Genomic DNA, 18,357 nt, shown 5'->3' with positions numbered 1-18,357 from the left:
TCAGCCTCTCCGCTTCAGTAACTGCAAAAAACGCGGCGACTGCAGCAGCAGTACCGCCATCACCACCACCGCTTTGACCACCTGGTTCAGCTCCGGCGGAAAACCGGAGAGCAGGATGCCGGTATTCATCGCCTGAATGATCAGCGCGCCCAGCAGCGACAGCAGCAGATTGAAGCGTCCGCCCATCAGCGAGGCGCCGCCGATCACCACCGCAAGGATGGCGTCCAGCTCCAGCCAGAGCCCGGCGTTATTGGCGTCGGCACCGCGAATATCCGCCGCGACGATCAGCCCCGCCACCGCCGCGCAGAAGCCGCTGATCAGGTAGGCGGACATCACCACCAGCCAGCCGTTGACCCCGGCGTTACGCGCGGCGCGCAGGTTGATGCCCACCGCCTCGATAAACAGCCCGAGGGCGGTTTTGCGCGTCAGCAGCCAGACCAGCAGCGCCATTACCGCGGCGATCCAGACCGGCACCGGCAATAGCGCGAACGATCCGCTGCCGATCCAGCCAAGCGCGTCGCTATCGAAGGTCACAATCTGCCCCTGGGTGATCAGCTGTGCGATGCCGCGCCCCGCCACCATCAAAATCAGCGTGGCGACGAACGGCTGGATCTTCAGCAACGCCACGAGGATGCCATTCCACAGCCCGCACAGCACGCCGCTGGCCAGCGTCGCCAGAATAATCACCGGCAGGCTGTGGCCCGCCACCGTTAGCGTCGCCGCCGTCGCGCCGGCGATCGCCATAATGGCCCCGACCGAGAGATCGATGCCGCCGGTGGCGATCACCAGCGTCATGCCGATAGCAAGCAGCGCCACCGGCACCGCGCGGTTAAGGATATCGATCGGGCTGCCGAACAGGCGGCCATCCTGCAGATGCAGCGCAAAGAAATTATTCGCTACCAGGCTGTCTACCAGCAGCACCAAAATCAACGCCGCCAGCTGCGGCATTCCGGGCGGAAGTTTACGCTTTAACACGGGGGGCTTCTCCGGCAGTACGTGACTTTCAGGCATGACGCGCTCCTCCATCCGCGATAGCGCCAACGATGGCTGCCACCGAGAGTTTTTCCAGCGGGATTTCCGCGACCTGCTGGCGATCGCGCAGGATCACCACACGATCGGCATAGCCGACCAGTTCTTCCAGCTCCGATGAGATCACCAGCAGCGCCAGGCCGTCGGCGCACAGCGATTCAATCAGACGAATGATCTCCGCATGGGCGCCCACGTCGATGCCACGCGTCGGCTCATCCAGGATCAGAAACTGCGGGCGGGTCACCAGCCAGCGCGACAGCAGCACCTTTTGCTGGTTGCCGCCGGAGAGCAGCTCTATCGGCTGCTCGGCGTGCGGGGTGCGGATCCCCAACTGGCGGATAAAGCGCTGAGCGATATCGGTCTGCTCGCGCTTGCTGATGGGACGCAGCCAGCCGCGCTGAGCCTGCAGGGCGAGGATAATGTTCTCGCGCACCGACGCGGCGCCGATAATGCCGTCGGTTTTGCGATCTTCCGGGCAGAAGCCCATGCCGAGCCGCGACGCCTGCGCCGGGGTACGGATAGTCTGTTTTTTGCCGCGGATAAAGGCGGTGCCGCTGTCGGCGCGCCGCACGCCAAACAGCACCTCTGCGGTTTCGGTACGGCCGGAGCCGAGCAGGCCCGCGAGGCCGACCGCTTCGCCAGGGCGCACCGCCAGGCTGAACGGCTCGATAGTGCCCTTCTTGCTGTAGTGTTGAAACTCCACCACCGGCTTCTCGCTTTTCAGCGTTCGCCCGGCGCGTTGTAGCGCGGTTTCCATCAGCTCGCGCCCCAGCATCAGCTTGATCAGCTCCAGCTGCGGCAGCGTATCGGCATCGCGGGTGGCGATATACTGGCCATTACGCAGGATGGTGATGCGATCGCAGACGCGATACACCTGATCGAGAAAATGGGTGACGAAAATCAGGCTCATCCCCTTCGCCTTCAGCTGGTTCATGAGCGTAAACAGCATCTCTACTTCGCTGGCGTCGAGGCTGGCAGTCGGCTCATCGAGAATCAGCACCTGGGCGGAGAGATCGACCGCGCGGCAGATGGCGATAATCTGCTGCATCGCCACCGAATAGTGGCCCAGCGGCCGGTTGACGTCGAGCGAGAAGCCGTAGCGGTTAAGCAGCGCGCGCGCCTGACGCGCCATCGCCTTGCGATCCACCATGCCGAAGCGCTTAGGCTCGCGGCCAATAAACAGGTTGTCCGCCACCGACATATTGGGCAGCAGGTTGACCTCCTGATAGACGGTGCCGATGCCCGCCTGTTGCGCCTGGGCGGTGTTGCGCGGCGCGATCGCCGCGCCGTTGAGCAGCACGTCGCCGGCGTCGCGCTGATAGACGCCGGTCAGCACCTTGATCAGCGTCGATTTGCCCGCCCCGTTCTCTCCCAGCAGCGCCATGATCTCGCCGCGCTGCAGGCTGAACGAGACGTTATCCAGCGCCTTGACGCCGGGGAAAAATTTACTGACGCCGCGTATATCCAGCAGCTTTTCTGTTTGCACAGTCATAATACGCCTCGGTGAATAACAACGGCGTCGGCCAGTACGTCCCGCGGGACGCCTGGCCGACGGCGGCGATGAAATGCGGATCAGTAGCCCATATTTTTCTTCTTATCGAGTTCGCTTTGCGCGTCGGCGGGCAGCCAGAGTTTGGTTTCGGTTTTAATCACTTTCGGCGGCACGGTGCCGTTCTGTTTCAGTTTCTCCAGCGCATCGAACGCCGGGCCGGCCATATTCGGCGTCAGCTCGACGTTAGCGTTGGCTTCGCCCGCCAGCATCGCTTTATAAATATCGGGCACACCATCAATCGAGCCGGTAAGAATATCTTTGCCCGGTTTCAGCCCCGCCTCTTTAATCGCCTGGATGGCGCCGATCGCCATATCGTCGTTATGGGCGTACACCATGCAGATATTTTTGCCGTTATTTTCCGCCTTGATAAAGCTCTCCATCACCTCTTTGCCTTTGCTGCGGGTAAAGTCACCCGACTGCGAACGGATCACTTTGATGGTCGGCGTATTGGCAATCGCTTCGGCAAAGCCTTTTTTACGGTCGATGGCGACGCTGGCACCGACGGTGCCCTGCAGCTCAACCACGTTGCACGGCTTGCCGTTCATCTGCTTCACCAGCCATTCGCCGATCAGGCGGCCCTCCAGCACGTTATCTGCGGTGATCACGGAGGTGTAGAGCGAGTTATCTTTCACCACGATGGCGCGGTCGAGCAGGAACACCGGAATATTGGCGTCTTTCGCCTCTTCCAGCACCGGCTCCCAGCCAGTCTGCACCACCGGCGCGATAAAGATGGCATCAACGCCCTGGGCGATAAACGAGCGCACCGCCTTGATTTGGTTCTCCTGCTTCTGCTGGCCATCGGCAATTTTCAGCGTGATGCCGCGCTTCGCCGCTTCGCTTTTCGCTACGCTGGTTTCCGCCGCACGCCAGCCCGATTCCGAGCCGACCTGCGAGAAACCTACGGTCATATTTGCCGCCAGCGACGGCGCGGCGAGCGTAGCGCTCACCATCGCGGATAAAAGTAAACGCTTCCACATAGTCTTATTCCTCTGGTGGGATTTCACAGCCTGGGTACAAGTGCGTTTACAGCCTGGCGGATTCAGCTACGGGAGTTTTCGACCTGGTTCACAAAATTCAATTAATTAAATGGGTTACCTGTTTCGCTGCGGTGCAATACGGGTAAATGATATGGAAAAAACGCCTGAAATGATTTTTCAAAACTGTTAAATAAGTGTAATAAACATAAGTGGTTAGCCAGTACAGGTTTTGGTAGCGATTACAAAGACGTGTAAACTTCAGTCATGTTGATCCGCCTGACGCGCGCCGCGTTAAATCACATATTTGTGACGCTTCGCACAATGCTGCTCTTTGCGCTTTTTTCGGCAAATGTTAAACATTTTCGCTTAACCGTGTAAAAAACAGGTTTATTCAATTTTTAGCGTGACAGTTTTATTGTCACCTTTTCCCGCTATGCAACGGCGCAGGCCAATCTCTATTTACTCAGAATATTCCTGGCGCGACGGCGCATTTTTCAGGGTTAAGAGAAAAAGAATGCGGCGTAACCGAGGTATAAGTTTTTAAAAGTATAAATTTGCATTTCATCCGCTGACGGACAGCGCTATTTTCTGAATTTCGCGTTTTTTTGCCTGGCGGGATCTGGACAGACGCCGCGGCCTCCCTATACTGAGTCGCTCAACCTTCTCTCCATTATTATGGTTATTATGACAGCGCAAGATTACCTGTTGAAATTTCGTAAAGTGAATACCTCAGAAAGCCTGGAAAAGTTATTTGATCATCTTAATTACTCCCTGACCGATGATACTGAATTGATGAATATGTATCGCGCTGCCGATCATCGTCGCGCCGAGCTGGTATCCGGCGGAAAACTGTTCAATTTAGGCGAAGTGCCGAAATCGGTCTGGCGCTACGTGGTTTAAATCCTGCCTGTTCCCTCTTCCGCTTTTCCGTATAATACCGGGTCCCTATCGGGCGTGACTGGTTTGGCCATCTCCTGCCTCACGCCGCCGTTTCGCTCTACAAGGAATGCCGTATGTCATTAACGTCCCCCGCGCCACGCCTCGGCGGCTGGCTGCTGCTGCCGCTCGCCTGGCTGATCCTGACCGTGCTGACCAGCGCGCTGGTGGTGGTGATGTATCTCGGCGCGCTGTTCAACCCCGCCTGGCGCGACGCGCTGTTCAGCCATGACCACGCGTTTCTGACGCAGTGGGGGCTGTCGCTGGCCACGTCGCTGGCGGTCTGGATCTACAGCGGCTGGGTGACCTGGCTTTTCTGCCGCCGCTCGCGCCGTCTGCCGCGCCACTACATTATCTGGCTGCTGCTGACCGTGGTGCTGGCGTTGAAAACCTTCGCTTTCTCGCCGGTCGCCGATGGCGCGGCGGTGCGTTCCCTGCTGCTGTCGCTGCTGGCGGCAGCCACCATGGTGCCCTATTTCCGCCGCGCGCAGCGGGTGAAAAATACCTTTATCGCCCCCTGAGCGGCGCGAAAAAGCGCAATAATTTAATCCTGAGTGCTTTTGTCGCCGTTCCCGCCGCCCGGCGCCGTTGTGATGGCGCCGGGAATGACTGATAATAAGCACCTTTTGTAACCCCGGGCGATACGATGACCGATTATCTGCTTCTTTTCGTCGGCACAGTGCTGGTGAACAACTTCGTTCTGGTGAAGTTCCTTGGCCTCTGTCCCTTTATGGGCGTTTCCAAAAAACTGGAAACGGCGATAGGCATGGGGCTTGCGACCACATTTGTTATCACCCTGGCCTCGATCTGCGCCTGGGTGGTGAACCATCTGATTCTGGTGCCGCTGGATCTGGTGTATCTGCGTACGCTGGCCTATATCCTCGTTATCGCCGTTACCGTGCAGTTTACGGAGATGGTAGTGCGTAAAACCAGCCCGGCGCTCTATCGCCTGCTGGGCATCTTTCTGCCGCTGATCACCACTAACTGCGCGGTGCTGGCGGTGCCGCTGCTGAGCGTTAACCTTAACCACACCTTTTTGCAGGCGGCGCTTTACGGCTTCAGCGCTTCGCTCGGCTTTTCGCTGGTGATGGTGCTGTTTGCCGGCATGCGCGAACGGCTGGTGCTGGCCAACGTGCCGGCGCCGTTTAAAGGTTCCTCTATCGCGCTGATTACCGCCGGCCTGATGGCGCTGGCCTTTATGGGCTTTACTGGTCTGGTGAAATTCTGATGACCGCTATCTGGATAGCTATTGCTGCAATAAGCGCTCTGAGCCTGATCTTCGGCGGGCTGTTGGGCTATGCATCACGCCGCTTTAAAGTGGAAGCGGATCCGATCGTTGAGCAAATCGATGCCGTGCTGCCGCAGAGCCAGTGCGGGCAGTGCGGCTATCCCGGCTGCCGCCCCTATGCGGAAGCGGTGGGCAATAACGGCGAGGCGATCAATAAATGCGCCCCCGGCGGCGAGCAGACGATGCTGAAGCTGGCGGGCCTGCTCAATGTCGAGCCGCAACCGATCGACGGCGACGAAAGCGCCAAAGAGCCGGTACGCACCGTGGCGTGGATCGACGAAGCGAACTGCATCGGCTGCACCAAGTGCATCCAGGCCTGTCCGGTCGATGCCATCGTCGGCGCCACGCGCGCCATGCACACTGTGCTGAGCGACGTCTGCACCGGTTGCGATCTCTGTGTCGCGCCCTGCCCGACCGACTGTATTGAAATGCGTCCGGTTGCCACCACTACGGCAAACTGGAAATGGGATCTGCACACCATCCCGGTACGGGTCATTCCTGTGGAAAGTCATGCTTAACCTACTGAATATATTCCGTAAAGATAAGATTTGGGATTTTGACGGCGGCATTCATCCGCCGGAAATGAAGACCCAGTCCAACGGCACGCCGCTGCGCCAGCTACCGCTGGCGGATCGCTTTATCATTCCGCTGAAACAGCATATCGGCCATGAGGGCGAGCTGTGCGTTAAACCCGGCGATCACGTGCTGCGCGGCCAGCCGCTGACCTTCGGCGCCGGACGGATGCTGCCGGTGCATGCGCCGACGTCAGGCGTCATTGAAGCCATCGGCCCGCATATGACCGCGCACCCTTCCGGGCTGGCGGAGATTTCGGTTTTTATCGTGCCGGATGGCGAGGATCGCTGGATTGAACGCGACGGCGTGGCGGACTATCGCCAGCTGACGCGCGAAGAAGTGATCAAACGCATCCATCTGGCGGGCGTCGCCGGGCTGGGCGGCGCCGGTTTTCCTACCGCCACCAAACTGAAAGGCGGGCTGGACAGCACCCGTACGCTGATCATTAACGCCGCCGAGTGCGAACCCTATATTACCGCCGACGACCGGCTGATGCAGGACTGCGCCGAAGAGGTGCTTGAGGGCAGCCGCATTCTTGCCTGGGTGCTGCAGGCGGAGCGTGTGCTGATCGGCATTGAAGACAATAAACCGCAGGCGATCGCCGCGCTGAAGCGCGCGCTGGGCGGCGCCAACGATCTGCAGCTGCGCGTTATCCCTACCAAATACCCTTCCGGCGGCGCGAAGCAGCTGACCAAAATTCTGACCGGTAAAGAAGTGCCGCACGGCGGACGATCTTCCGATATCGGCGTGCTGATGCAGAACGTCGGCACCGCCTGGGCCGTGAAGCGCGCCATTATCGACGGTGAACCGCTGACCGAGCGCGTCGTCACGCTGACCGGCGAAGCGGTAGCGCAGCCGGGCAACGTCTGGGGACGGCTCGGCACGCCGGTCAGCCATCTGTTGCACCATGCGGGCTTTCAGCCGCAGCCGAAGCAGATGGTGATCATGGGCGGCCCGCTGATGGGCTTTACCCTGCCCGCGCTGGACGTGCCGGTAGTGAAAATCACTAACTGTCTGCTGGCCCCCTCCGCCAGCGAAATGGGCGAGCCGCAGCAGGAGCTTTCCTGCATCCGCTGCAGCGCCTGCGCCGATGCCTGCCCGGCCAACCTGCTGCCGCAGCAGCTCTACTGGTACAGCCAGGGCGCCGATCACGATAAGGCGCGCGCCTACCATATTGAAGATTGCATCGAATGCGGCGCCTGCGCCTGGGTTTGCCCGAGCAATATTCCGCTGGTGCAATATTACCGTCAAGAGAAAGCGGAACTGCGCGCCATCGATCTGGAAGCGAAGCGCACCGCCGAAGCGAAGGCGCGCTTTGAAGCGCGTCAGGCGCGCCTGGAGCGGGAAAAACTGGCGCGTGAAGCGCGTCATGCGCAGGCGAAACGTAAAGTCAGCGCCAGTGAACAGGATGAGATCGCCGCCGCGCTGGCGCGCGTGAAAGCGAAGAAAGCGACCGGGATCGAAGACAATGCGGACGCAGCGCCTGATAACGCCGCGGCTATCGCCCAGCGCGAGGCGCGTAAGGCGCTGGCGCGCCAGCGCCAGGCAGAAAAACAGGCTGAGACCGAGCCGCTGTCGCGTCAGGCGGGCGATCCGCGTAAAGCCGCAGTAGAAGCGGCCATCGCGCGCGCCAAAGCGAAAAAAGCGCAGCAGGAACAGGACGCTGAAAGCCAGGCGGCCGACGGCATCGATCCGCGTAAAGCCGCAGTAGAAGCGGCTATCGCGCGCGCCAAAGCGAAAAAAGCGCAGCAGGCGCAGGCGACGACGGAAAGCGCAGACGCGTCTGAAGCGGTCGATCCGCGTAAGGCGGCAGTAGAAGCGGCCGTCGCCCGCGCCAAAGCGAAAAAAGCGCAGCAGGCGCAGGCGGCAGCGGAAAGCGCAGACGCGTCTGAAGCGGTCGATCCGCGTAAGGCGGCAGTCGAAGCGGCTATCGCACGCGCCAAAGCGAAAAAAGCGCAGCAGGCGCAGGCGACGACGGAAAACGCAGACGCGTCTGAAGCGGTCGATCCGCGTAAGGCGGCAGTCGAAGCGGCCGTCGCGCGCGCCAAAGCGAAAAAAGCGCAGCAGGCGCAGGCGGCGACGGAAAGCGCAGACGCGACTGAAGCGGTCGATCCGCGTAAGGCCGCGGTAGAAGCGGCTATCGCGCGCGCCAAAGCGAAAAAAGCGCAGCAGGCGCAGGCGGCGACGGAAAGCGCAGACGCGTCTGAAGCGGTCGATCCGCGTAAGGCCGCGGTAGAAGCGGCTATCGCGCGCGCCAAAGCGAAAAAAGCGCAGCAGGCGCAGGCGGCGGCAGAAAGCGCAGATGCGTCTGAGGAAGCGGCCGCGCCGGAAAACGCGCGCGCCGCCGAAGCGGCTGATGCGCGTAAGGTCGCGGTCGCCGACGCCGTGGCGCGCGCCAAAGCGAAAAAGGCGCAGCAGGCAACGGCGGAGAAACATCACGCCGCCGCAGAAGCGGAGACGGAAAGCCAGAGCGTGCCGTCAACGGATGCGATGACGCCAGAAAGCGAAAGCGTGCCTTTAGCCGCCGCCGAGCCGGAAAGCGCCGACGCCGCGCCGGTTGACGCGCTGGTTGACGCGCGCAAAGCGGCGATTGAAGCGGCCGTCGCCCGCGCCAAAGCGAAAAAAGCACAACACCAGGCGGCAGAAAGCGCCGACACGGATGATGCGGAGGCGCGCCGCAAAGCCGCAGTGGCCGCCGCCGTTGCGCGCGCCAAAGCGCGTAAAGCACAGCAGCAGACAGGCTTAGAGGATTAAATGGCTTTTCGTATTGCAAGTTCCCCTTACACCCATAACCACCGTGCCACCAGCCGCATCATGCTGCTGGTGCTGCTGGCGGCGCTGCCTGGCATGGCCGCCCAGTGGTACTTTTTCGGCTACGGTAACCTGATTCAGGTGGCGCTGGCGGCGCTGACCGCCTGGGGCACCGAAGCGGCGATCCTGCACCTGCGCAAACAGCCGGTGCTGGCCAACCTCGGCGACCACTCCGCGCTGCTGACCGCTCTGCTGCTGGGCGTCAGTCTGCCGCCGCTGGCGCCCTGGTGGCTGATCGTCATCGGCACCGCCTTCGCCATTATTATCGCCAAGCAGCTGTATGGCGGTCTCGGACAGAATCCCTTCAACCCGGCAATGATCGGTTATGTGGTGCTGCTGATCTCTTTCCCGGTACAGATGACCAGCTGGCTGCCGCCGCAGGCGCTGCAGGCGGTGACGCCTGGCCTGCTCGATTCGCTGAGCATGATTTTCACCCATCACACGCTGGCGGGCGACACCCTTCAGCAGCTGCAGATGGGCGCGGACGGCGTCAGCCAGGCGACGCCGCTCGATACCTTTAAAACCGGGCTGCGCGCCGGCCACAGCGCCGAACAGCTGCTGGCGCAGCCGATTTTCGGCGGCGCTATCGCCGGCATCGGCTGGCAGTGGGTCAATATTGGCTTCCTGCTGGGCGGCCTGTTCCTGCTGCTGACGAATACCATTCGCTGGCATATCCCGGTCAGTTTTCTCGCCTCGCTGGCGGTCTGCGCCACGCTGGGCTGGTTCTTCTCGCCGGGCACTCTCGCCTCGCCGCTGATCCACCTCTTCTCCGGCGCAACGATGCTGGGGCCTTTTTTATCGCCACTGACCCGATTACCGCCTCGACCACCAATAAGGGCCGGCTGATCTTCGGCGTGCTGATCGGCATGCTGGTATGGCTAATCCGCAGCTTCGGTGGCTATCCGGACGGCGTGGCGTTCGCTGTGCTGTTGGCCAACATCTGCGTGCCGCTGATCGATTACTACACCCAGCCGCGCGTGTACGGCCATCGCAAGGAGTAAGCCATGCTGGATACCATACGTAAAAATGGCGTGACGCTGGCGCTGTTCGCCGCCGTCACCACCGGCCTGACCGCGGTAATTAACACAGTGACCAAACCGACCATCGCCCATCAGACCTCAGTGCAGCAGAAGCTGCTGCTGGATCAGGTGGTGCCGCCGGAACTGTACGATAACGTGATGCAGCATGAATGTTACGTTGTCACGGATAGCGCGCTGGGTAACGATAAGCCGCATCGGCTCTATGTGGCGCGGAAAGCTAACCAGCCGGTGGCGGCAGCGCTTGAGACTACCGCGCCGGACGGCTATTCTGGCGCGATTCAGATGCTGGTCGGCGCGGATTTCCAGGGCAAGGTGCTGGGGGTACGGGTGGTGGAGCATCATGAAACGCCGGGCCTCGGCGATAAAATTGAGCTGCGCATTTCCGACTGGATCACCCGCTTTAGCGGTGTGCAGCTGCATGGCGCGCATGACGCGCATTTCGCGGTGAAAAAAGATGGCGGCGATTTTGATCAGTTTACCGGCGCCACCATTACTCCGCGCGCGGTGGTGAACGCCGCCAAACGCACTACGCTGCTTATTGAAACGCTGCCGGAGAAACTCTCTTCGCTACCCGACTGTGGAGATGCAAATGAGTGAAGCTAAAAATTTATTGATCGGCGGACTGTGGAAAAACAACTCCGCGCTGGTGCAGCTGCTGGGCCTCTGCCCGCTGCTGGCGGTCACCTCGACCGCCACTAACGCGCTGGGCCTTGGCCTGGCGACCACGCTGGTGCTGACCATCACCAATAGCGCGATCTCCGCTTCGCGCCGCTGGGTGCCGTCGGAAATCCGTATCCCGATTTACGTCATGATCATCGCCTCGGTGGTGAGCTGCGTGCAGATGCTGATCAACGCCTACGCCTACGGTCTCTATCAGTCGCTGGGGATTTTTATTCCGCTGATTGTCACCAACTGCATCGTGGTGGGCCGTGCCGAGGCGGTGGCGTCGAAAAGCAGCATTCCGCTCTCGGCGCTGGACGGTTTCGCTATCGGTATGGGTGCCACCAGCGCGATGTTCGTGCTGGGATCGCTGCGCGAGATTATCGGCAACGGCACCCTATTCAACGGCGCCGATCAGCTGCTTGGCCCGTGGGCGAAGGTGTTGCGCGTGGAGGTGGTTCACTTCGATTCGCCGATGCTGCTGGCAATGCTGCCGCCGGGCGCCTTTATCGGCCTCGGCATGCTGCTGGCGGCCAAATATCTGCTTGATAAAAAACTGAAAGCGCGCGCCGCCGCCCGTCGCGACAGCGCGCTGCCGCAGGGCCAGACTGAGAAAGCGGTGTGAATAAAGAAAAACGCTACGAAATTCTGTCGCGGCTGCGGGCCAACAACCCGCATCCGACCACCGAGCTGAACTTTACCTCCCCTTTTGAACTGCTGATCGCCGTGCTGCTCTCGGCGCAGGCCACCGACGTCAGCGTCAATAAGGCGACGGCGAAGCTCTATCCGGTGGCCAATACGCCCGCCGCGATGCTGGAGCTGGGGGTCGAAGGGGTAAAAAGCTATATCAGGACCATCGGCCTGTTTAACAGCAAAGCGGAGAATGTGATTAAAACCTGCCGCATTCTGCTGGAGAAGCATCAGGGCGAGGTGCCGGAGGATCGCGCCGCGCTGGAGGCGCTGCCCGGCGTCGGCAGGAAAACCGCCAACGTGGTGCTGAACACCGCCTTCGGCTGGCCGACTATCGCCGTCGACACCCATATTTTCCGCGTCTGCAACCGCACTCACTTCGCGCCCGGCAAGAATGTCGAGCAGGTTGAGGAGAAGCTGCTGAAGGTGGTGCCGAAGGAGTTTAAGGTCGACTGTCACCACTGGCTGATCCTGCATGGCCGTTACACCTGCATCGCGCGTAAGCCGCGCTGTGGCTCCTGCCTGATTGAAGATCTCTGCGAATATAAAGAGAAAACCGATCTGTAACGCCGCGCGGGCATAAAAAAGCCGGTCTGATGACCGGCTTTTTTTATGGCGTCGCCTGAATCCCGGGCGATGGCCGCCGCGTCAGGCGCTTTCCGCTGCGTCCGCCGCGGCAATTTCCTGCTCGCGCTGCAGCCGATAGTAATCCGCCTGCGACGGCGCCAGCGGCGCACGCCCGCGAATGATGTCAGACATCTTCTCGGCGATCATCACCGTCGGCGCATTCAGGTTGCCGGTGGTAATTTGCGGCATGATCGAGGCATCCACCACGCGCAGGCGCTGCAGGCCATGCACGCGACCCTGATCGTCGACCACGTCCATCTCGCCATAGCCCATGGCGCAGCTGCCGCACGGGTGATAGGCAGTTTCCGCATGCTCGCGGATAAAGGCGTCGATCTGCTCGTCGCTCTGCACCGCGAAGCCCGGCTGGATCTCCGCGCCGCAGTAAGGCTCCAGCGCCGGCTGGCGCATGATTTCACGGGTCAGGCGCACCGCCGCGCGGAACTCCACCCAGTCGCGGGTTTCCGACATATAGTTGAAAAAGATCGAGGGCGCGTCATAGGGATCTTTCGATTTGAGCTTAATGCGCCCGCGGCTCATGGAGCGCATCGGCCCGACGTGCGCCTGAAAGCCATGCTGTTTAACCGGGCTACTGCCGTTGTAGTTAATCGCCACCGGCAGGAAGTGATATTGCAGATCGGGCCACTCCGGGTGATTATCGCTGCGGATAAAGCCGCCCGCCTCGAACTGGTTGCTGGCGCCGATGCCGGTGCCTTTCAGCAGCCATTCTGCGCCGATCGCCGGCTGGTTCCACCACTTTAGCGCCGGATAGAGCGAGATCGGCTCTTTGCAGCGGTACTGCATATAGATTTCCAGATGATCCTGCAGGTTACGGCCGACGCCCGGCAGCGCATGCACCACGTCGATATCCAGTTCGCGCAGCCACTCTTCCGGGCCGACGCCGGAGCGCTGCAGGATCTGCGGCGAGGCGATTGCGCCGGCGCAGAGCAGCACTTCGCGCGTGGCGGTCGCCTGCTGGCGCTGCCCTTTGCGCAGCCAGGTGACGCCGGTGGCGGTTTTGCCCTCAAACAGGATACGATCGGTCTGCGCACGGGTGACAATAGTCAGGTTCGGCCGCGTTTTCGCCACGTCGAGATAGCCGCGCGCGGTGCTGGAGCGCCGTCCCTGCGGCGTGACGGTGCGATCCATCGGCCCAAAACCATCCTGACGGTAGCCGTTCAGATCGTCGGTTTCATGATGCCCCGCCTGCTTCGCCGCTTCGATAAAGGCGCGGTAGAGCGGATTGTTGCCCACCTTCGGCGTGGTGACGCTCAGGTAGCCTTCGCCGCCGTGATAGTCATTCTCGCCAATGTCGCGCTTCTCCGCGCGGCGGAAATAGGGCAGACAGTGCAGATAGGACCACTGTTCCAGCCCCTCTTTTTTCGCCCAGCCGTCGTAGTCGAGCGCGTTGCCGCGGATATAACACATGCCGTTGATCAGCGAAGAGCCGCCCAGCCCTTTTCCGCGTCCGCACTCCATGCGGCGGTTGTTCATCTGCGGTTCCGGCTCGGTCTCGTAGGCCCAGTTATAGCGTTTACCCTGCAGCGGATAAGCCAAAGCGGCTGGCATTTGGGTACGGAAGTCCCAGCGGTGATCGCGCCCGCCCGCTTCCAGTAACAGTACCGATACGTCAGCATCCTCGGTAAGGCGCGTGGCCAGTACATTGCCCGCAGAGCCTGCGCCGATAATGATGTAGTCAAATTTCTGCATTAAACCTCCGGAAACCGGCGGGCCAGGCCGCCGGGTTAGTCATTAAAACGCTGACGGGTAATCTCCCATCTCGATCAGCACGGATTTGGTGCGGGTGTAGTGCATCAGGGTATCGAGGCCGTTTTCACGCCCCACGCCCGAGAGCTTATAGCCGCCAACCGGCATCGGCGCCGGGGATTCGCCCCAGCTGTTCACCCAACAGATGCCCGCTTCCAGCTGATGGATCACGCGGTGCGCGCGGTTCAGCGACTGGGTGAAAACGCCGCCCGCCAGGCCATAGCCGGTGGCGTTGGCGCGCGTGATAGCTTCCTCTTCGTCATCAAACGCCAGGATGCTCATCACCGGGCCGAAGATCTCTTCACGTACGAGGCGCATTCCGTCGTGGCAGTCGCTGAATACTGTCGGCTCGACGTAGTAGCCCTGCGCCAGCGCGCCTTCGGTAATGCGGTTGCCGCCCGCCAGCAGACGCGCGCCCTCTTCTTTACCCAGCTGCAGGTAAGAGACCACTTTTTCACAGTGCTGCGCGCTGACCAGCGGACCGAAGTTCACGGACGGATCGCGCGGGTCACCGGTTTTGATGCGCGCCATTTTCTCCAGTAGCCGCTTTTCAAATGCCGGCAGCAGCGAACGCTGGACGAATACCCGCGTGCCGTTGGTGCAGACCTGGCCGCTGCTGTAGAAGTTGGCCATCATCGCGCCGTCGACCGCCCGCTCCAGGTCGGCGTCGTCAAAGACGATCAGCGGCGATTTGCCGCCCAGCTCCAGGGTAACCTCTTTCAGGTTAGCCAGCGCCGCGTCCGCCATCACCCGCTTGCCGGTATTGACCTCGCCGGTAAAGGAGATTTTTTCAATCTGCGGATGCTGGCTCAGCGCCTGTCCCACTTCCGCCGCGCCCTGCACCACGTTGAACACGCCGGCCGGCAGGCCCGCTTCGCTGTAGATTTTCGCCAGCTCCAGCGCGCTCAGCGGCGTTACTTCGCTCGGTTTGAAGATCATCGCATTGCCGGCCGCCAGCGCCGGAGCGCTTTTCCACAGAGCGATCTGGATCGGGTAGTTCCAGGCGCCGATGCCGGCGCAGACGCCCAGCGGTTCGCGGCGGGTATAGACCAGCGCGCTGTCGCGCAGCGGGATCTGTTCGCCCTGCAGCGCCGGCGCCAGCCCGGCGTAGTACTCCAGCACGTCGGCGCCGGTAACGATATCCACCGCCGCGGTTTCGCTAATCGGCTTGCCGGTATCGGCCGTCTCCAGCTCCGCCAGCGCCTGATTGCGCTCGCGCAGCAGGGCGACCGCCTTCAGCAGCACACGGCTGCGCTCTACCGGCGTATAGCTGCGCCAGATACGCTGGCCCGCCAGCGCGCTTTCGACGGCACGATCCACGTCCGCCCGGCTGGCGGCGGCGATCTCCGCCAGCGCCCTGCCGTTGGCCGGATTCACCGTGGTGAAGATCTCGCCCTGACCCTGCTCTTCGCGGCCATTGATGTAGTTGCCGCGGCGTGGTAGCTCTGCCATGTTTTCTCCTGTTAATGCATGTTCTGCGCCGGCTGTAGCCAGAGCGCAAGATTCTGGTAACAGATTGAACGCGCCCGCTCGAGCCCGTCCGCCATCGGCTGCGGCGCCAGCGTCATACGCAGCCACAGCCCGTCGATCAGCGCCGCCATGCAGCTGCCGGCGGCGCGCGCCTGTTCGCGCGGCATGACGCGGGCGAACTGCGCCGTCAGGTTCGACCAGAGACGACGGTCGTTAATGGTCTGCAGCCGCTGTAGGTTGTGCTGATGCAGGCTGTTGGTCCAGAACACCAGCCAGGTTTTCAGCACCGGCGCGTCAATCTGCGAAATATCAAAATTGCCGTCGATAATGGCGCGGATCTGCGCCTCCGGCGTATCCGGCGCCTGCCGCCGCTGCCGCTCCACCGCCAGGTAGAGGTCGGCGAGGATCTGGCGCATACAGGCGTCCAGCAGGCCGTTTTTATCGCCGAAATAGTGGCTGACGATGCCGGTGGACACGCCCGCCTCTTTGGCGATTACCGCGAGGCTCGCTTCCGCCAGCCCTACCCGATCGATTACCGTCAGGGTGGCTTTAATTAGCTGCGCCTGGCGTATGGCCTTCATTCCAACTTTTGGCATCGTCCCGTCACTCTTAACGACTTATGTGGCTATAGCCTAGCTTTTTTATATTGAACGTTCAATCAATAAAAACTAGACTTGATAACAATTGAATAACAAAACCATGCGTTTAGCAGGGATTTTCAGGCAGGGATGTTTCACGCAACAGAATGAGGAGCTTGCATGCCGGGGTCACAGGACCGTCAGACAATTCAGGCAGTTAAACTTAACCGCGCGGTGTTTTTCGGCGCCGCGCTGATCATCACGCTCTTTTCCGGCAGTGTGCTGGCCTTTCCGCAACAGGCCAGTTCGCTGCTGGGTCGGGCGCAGGCCTGGGCTTCCGCCACCTTCGGCTGGTACTACATGCTGGTGGTCGCCTTTTATCTCGGCTTCGTGCTGTTTGTCGCCCTTTCGCGCTATGGCGACATCAAGCTTGGGCCGGATCACGCCACGCCCGACTTCAGTTATGGCACCTGGGCAGCGATGCTATTTTCCGCCGGCATCGGTTCCGAGTTGCTGTTCTATGGCGCATCAGAGCCGCTTGATCACCTGCTGCAGCCGCCGGAAGGGGTGGCGGGTTCGGCGCAGGCGGCGCGCGACGGCATGGTGCTGACGATGATGCACTGGGGGCTGCACGGCTGGGGCATCTATACGCTGGTGGCGATGGCGCTGGCCTACTTCGCCTATCGCCATAACCTGCCACTGGCGCTGCGCTCTGCGTTCTATCCGCTGATCGGCGATCGCATTAACGGGCCGATTGGCCATGCGGTAGATATTTTCGGCATCGTCGGTACCATGTTCGGCCTGGCGACCAGCCTTGGCATTGGCGTGATGCAGATTAACTCCGGCATCAGTTTTCTGACCGGCATCGCGCAGAGCCACACCATGCAGGTGATTTTGATTGTGGTGGTGATGGGCGCCGCGACGCTTTCCGCCGTCAGCGGCGTGGATAAGGGCATTCGCCGCATGTCGGAGCTGAATATGCTGCTGGCGCTGCTGATGTTCTTTTTCGTGCTGTTCGCCGGGCCGACCGGCCATCTGCTGAACGCGCTGGTGCAGAACTTCGGCGACTATTTCACCAGTCTGCCGCGCAAAACCTTCGATCTCTACGCCTACAGCAGCACCAGCCGCGACAGCTGGCTCGGCAGCTGGACAGTATTCTACTGGGCATGGTGGATCGCGTGGTCGCCGTTTGTCGGCATGTTTATCGCCCGCATCTCGCGTGGCCGCACCCTGCGTGAGTTCGTTATCGGCGTATTGCTGATCCCGATGGGCTTTACCCTTGCGTGGCTGTCGGTGTTCGGCAACAGCGCCCTGACCTTTTTCCAGCACGGTATGAAGGAGTTGGGCGATATCGCCCTGAGCGAGCCGGCGATGGCGGTATACCATATGCTGGCCAGCTATCCGCTGGCGACGCCGGTGACGGTGCTGGCGGTGGTGATCTGCTTTATCTTTTTTGTCACCTCCGCCGATTCCGGCGCGCTGGTGGTGGCCAACCTCTCCTGCACCAGCGACAGCAGCAGTGATGCGCCCAACTGGCTGCGCATTTTCTGGGCGGCGGCGGTCTGTATGCTGACGCTCTCCCTGCTGTTCGCCGGCGACTATACCTCGCTGCAGACCGCAGTGGTACTGAGCGCCCTGCCTTTCTCGCTGGTGCTGGTGCTGTTCGTGCTGGCGATGTACCGCGCGCTGCATCATGAGAAACAGCGCGACCGCAGCCGCTCGCTGGCAATCGCCTCGCCGCTGCTGACCGCGCGTTACCGTCCAGGCCACACCAGCAGCTGGCGCCGCCGTCTGAACCGCGCCATCTCTTATCCGGGCCGCGATATGGTCTATCGTTTTATGGATGAGACGGTGCGCCCGGCGCTGGGCAAAGTGGTGCAGGTGCTGGAAGAGAAAGGTCTGCAGGTAGAGAGTGACCTGTCACCGCAGGATTTCACGATGAGCATTCGCGTGGCGCACGGTGAGGAAGCGCCTTTCGTCTACGGCGTGCAGATGCAGGGCTACAGCACGCCGTCATTTATGCGCCGCGGCGGTAATTTGCCGACCGCCAGCCGCTATTATCGTGCTGAAGTGCATCTGTGGGAGGGCAGCCAGGAATACGATCTGGTGGGCTATACCGAAGAGCAGATCATTAACGATATTCTCGATCACTATGAGCGCCATCTGCAGTTCCTGCATCTGGTGCGTTAACGGACCCTTCGGCGGCCGGGCGCGCGCGCTTACCCGGTCGCCTTTTCCCGCCGTCACAGGCATCCATGCTTATTTTTCGCCCTAAATTATTGTTTTAAAGCGTGATCTTGCTCACGACTCGCGCGCAACGCGCGATCGCCCCCGCGCAAGCCGTTATAAAGCCTCAACAAAC

The 18,357-nt window shown here is 61.1% G+C and carries 15 protein-coding genes and 1 pseudogene; 10 read left to right on the top strand and 6 right to left on the bottom strand.

From position 1 onward, the window contains the following. The 3 genes from ytfT to ytfQ all read right to left on the bottom strand — a co-directional run bounded on the left by ytfT (position 1) and on the right by ytfQ (position 3,558). Positions 1-1,011, bottom strand: a complete 1,011-nt coding sequence (ytfT, locus tag C2E15_RS10055; protein WP_104957239.1) for a galactofuranose ABC transporter, ATP-binding protein YtfT — start codon at positions 1,009-1,011, stop codon at positions 1-3. Beyond that, a complete protein-coding gene (ytfR, locus tag C2E15_RS10050) occupies positions 1,004-2,521 on the bottom strand; it encodes a galactofuranose ABC transporter, ATP-binding protein YtfR (RefSeq protein WP_104957238.1) in 1,518 nt (505 codons plus the stop codon). The genes ytfT and ytfR overlap by 8 nt, the downstream gene beginning before the upstream one ends. 80 nt (positions 2,522-2,601) lie before the next feature. After that, complete coding sequence (gene ytfQ / locus C2E15_RS10045; protein WP_104957237.1) at positions 2,602-3,558, bottom strand: galactofuranose ABC transporter, galactofuranose-binding protein YtfQ; 957 nt, start codon at positions 3,556-3,558, stop codon at positions 2,602-2,604. A gap of 684 nt (positions 3,559-4,242) precedes the next feature. On the opposite strand from ytfQ, the gene ydgT reads away from it, so the two are divergent. The 9 genes and pseudogenes from ydgT to nth all read left to right on the top strand — a co-directional run bounded on the left by ydgT (position 4,243) and on the right by nth (position 12,123). Next, entirely contained in the window at positions 4,243-4,458 is a 216-nt protein-coding gene (gene ydgT, locus C2E15_RS10040; RefSeq protein ID WP_167391856.1) for a transcription modulator YdgT, read from the top strand. 113 nt (positions 4,459-4,571) lie between these two features. After that, on the top strand, positions 4,572-5,015 hold the full coding sequence (locus C2E15_RS10035) for a DUF2569 domain-containing protein (protein ID WP_104957235.1): 444 nt from the start codon (positions 4,572-4,574) through the stop codon (positions 5,013-5,015). A 125-nt stretch (positions 5,016-5,140) separates the two neighbouring features. Next, positions 5,141-5,722, top strand: a complete 582-nt coding sequence (gene rsxA / locus C2E15_RS10030; protein WP_104957234.1) for an electron transport complex subunit RsxA — start codon at positions 5,141-5,143, stop codon at positions 5,720-5,722. After that, positions 5,722-6,300, top strand: a complete 579-nt coding sequence (gene rsxB / locus C2E15_RS10025) for an electron transport complex subunit RsxB (protein WP_104957233.1) — start codon at positions 5,722-5,724, stop codon at positions 6,298-6,300. Before rsxA ends, rsxB begins: the two co-directional genes overlap by 1 nt. Then, positions 6,293-9,109, top strand: a complete 2,817-nt coding sequence (gene rsxC / locus C2E15_RS10020) for an electron transport complex subunit RsxC (protein WP_104957232.1) — start codon at positions 6,293-6,295, stop codon at positions 9,107-9,109. Before rsxB ends, rsxC begins: the two co-directional genes overlap by 8 nt. Continuing rightward, positions 9,110-10,167 (top strand): annotated as a pseudogene (rsxD, locus tag C2E15_RS10015) (electron transport complex subunit RsxD). A 3-nt stretch (positions 10,168-10,170) separates the two neighbouring features. Beyond that, positions 10,171-10,803: an electron transport complex subunit RsxG gene (gene rsxG, locus C2E15_RS10010; protein ID WP_104957231.1), complete on the top strand. Its 633-nt coding sequence runs from the start codon at positions 10,171-10,173 to the stop codon at positions 10,801-10,803. Continuing rightward, a complete protein-coding gene (locus C2E15_RS10005) occupies positions 10,796-11,491 on the top strand; it encodes an electron transport complex subunit E (RefSeq protein WP_038626262.1) in 696 nt (231 codons plus the stop codon). The genes rsxG and C2E15_RS10005 overlap by 8 nt, the downstream gene beginning before the upstream one ends. After that, the gene (gene nth, locus C2E15_RS10000) at positions 11,488-12,123 is read left to right on the top strand and encodes an endonuclease III (protein WP_038626264.1); all 636 of its coding nucleotides are present in this window, start codon (positions 11,488-11,490) and stop codon (positions 12,121-12,123) included. Before C2E15_RS10005 ends, nth begins: the two co-directional genes overlap by 4 nt. Before the next feature lie 81 nt (positions 12,124-12,204). Here nth and betA read toward each other — a convergent pair whose 3' ends face one another. From betA to betI, 3 genes are read right to left on the bottom strand one after another with little or no spacing between them, the layout of a single operon-like run. Next, positions 12,205-13,890, bottom strand: a complete 1,686-nt coding sequence (gene betA, locus C2E15_RS09995; protein WP_038626266.1) for a choline dehydrogenase — start codon at positions 13,888-13,890, stop codon at positions 12,205-12,207. A 42-nt stretch (positions 13,891-13,932) separates the two neighbouring features. Next, positions 13,933-15,399 (bottom strand): betaine-aldehyde dehydrogenase, encoded by a 1,467-nt coding sequence (gene betB, locus C2E15_RS09990; protein ID WP_104957230.1) that lies wholly within the window; start codon positions 15,397-15,399, stop codon positions 13,933-13,935. An 11-nt stretch (positions 15,400-15,410) separates the two neighbouring features. Next, positions 15,411-16,013, bottom strand: coding sequence for a transcriptional regulator BetI (betI, locus tag C2E15_RS09985; RefSeq protein WP_038626270.1), 603 nt, complete (start codon positions 16,011-16,013; stop codon positions 15,411-15,413). 162 nt (positions 16,014-16,175) lie between these two features. Between betI and betT the strand changes: the two genes are divergently transcribed. Then, positions 16,176-18,185 (top strand): choline BCCT transporter BetT, encoded by a 2,010-nt coding sequence (gene betT / locus C2E15_RS09980; protein WP_104957229.1) that lies wholly within the window; start codon positions 16,176-16,178, stop codon positions 18,183-18,185. Positions 18,186-18,357 lie beyond the last annotated feature (172 nt).

Source organism: Mixta gaviniae (genome assembly GCF_002953195.1).
GTDB classification, from domain to species: Bacteria; Pseudomonadota; Gammaproteobacteria; order Enterobacterales; family Enterobacteriaceae; genus Mixta; species Mixta gaviniae.
The sequence above is the reverse complement of the archived record's forward strand: the minus strand, read 5'-3'. Positions and strand labels throughout refer to the sequence as shown.